We start from the raw sequence: 951 nt of genomic DNA on the forward strand, positions 1-951 counted from the left end.
AAGGTTCTCTTGATCGATCAAGTCCAGAATCCGCTCTAGATCTTCTTTTGAAAAAAATTCGATTTCTATTTTCCCTTTTTTCTTGCTCTGCTTTATCGTTACACTGGTTCCCAGCCTTTCGCGAAGGCTTGTCTCGCGCTGTTTTATGAAAATATCTTTTTTCTCTTGTTTATTTGGTTTCGTTTCACGTGAAACGCGATCGTTCAATTGATGTATGTATTGCTCCAGCTGTCTTACATTCATTCCTTCTTTGAGGATTTTATCCACTACAGGCTTAAGCATTTCCTTGTTCTTGATGCCCAGTAATGCCCGGCCATGTCCCATCGACAGTTTGCCCGCTGAGATATGGCTCCTTATCCCTTCAGGCAGCGATAGCAATCGCACATGGTTGGCAATATGGGGCCGGCTTTTCCCCAGCCGGTTGGCCAGCTGCTCCTGGGTGAATTCCAGTTTTTCCAGCAGCGTTTGATAGGCCGCCGCTTCCTCGATCGGGTTTAAATCTTCCCGTTGCAGGTTTTCCAAAATGGCCAGTTCCATCATCTGCTGTTCATTCAACTCCCGGACAACGACAGGAACTGTCTTCAAACCAGCTTCCTTGGCGGCACGATAGCGTCTCTCCCCAGCCACGATTTCATATCCCTTAATACTTTTCCGGGCAATAATCGGCTGCAGGATTCCATGCTCCTCGATCGATTGCTTCAGTTCTTCTATCGCTTCAAGCCGGAAGTTCTTTCGGGGCTGATAAGGATTTGGCCTTAGTTCCATTAATTTGATTTCGCGCACGATTTCATCTTTACTTATTTCACCATTATTGAAAAGTGCGTTAAGTCCTTTGCCAAGCCCTTTAGCCATTTGATACCACTTCCTTTGCCAATTCTAAATAGACCTCCGCTCCACGTGATTTCGGATCATAAATGATGATTGGTTCTCCATGGCTCGGTGCCTCGCTCA

At 46.0% G+C, this 951-nt stretch carries 2 protein-coding genes; both read right to left on the bottom strand.

Annotated elements, in window-relative coordinates; genetic code table 11:
- Positions 1-852, bottom strand: an 852-nt coding sequence (locus CVN76_RS05560; protein WP_100530565.1) for a ParB/RepB/Spo0J family partition protein, incomplete at its 3' end; no start/stop codon positions are given.
- A partial coding sequence (locus CVN76_RS05565; protein WP_442857551.1) for a ParA family protein occupies positions 845-951 on the bottom strand: 107 nt, incomplete at its 5' end. The genes CVN76_RS05560 and CVN76_RS05565, both read right to left, overlap by 8 nt.

This window comes from Bacillus sp. mrc49, from assembly GCF_002803435.1.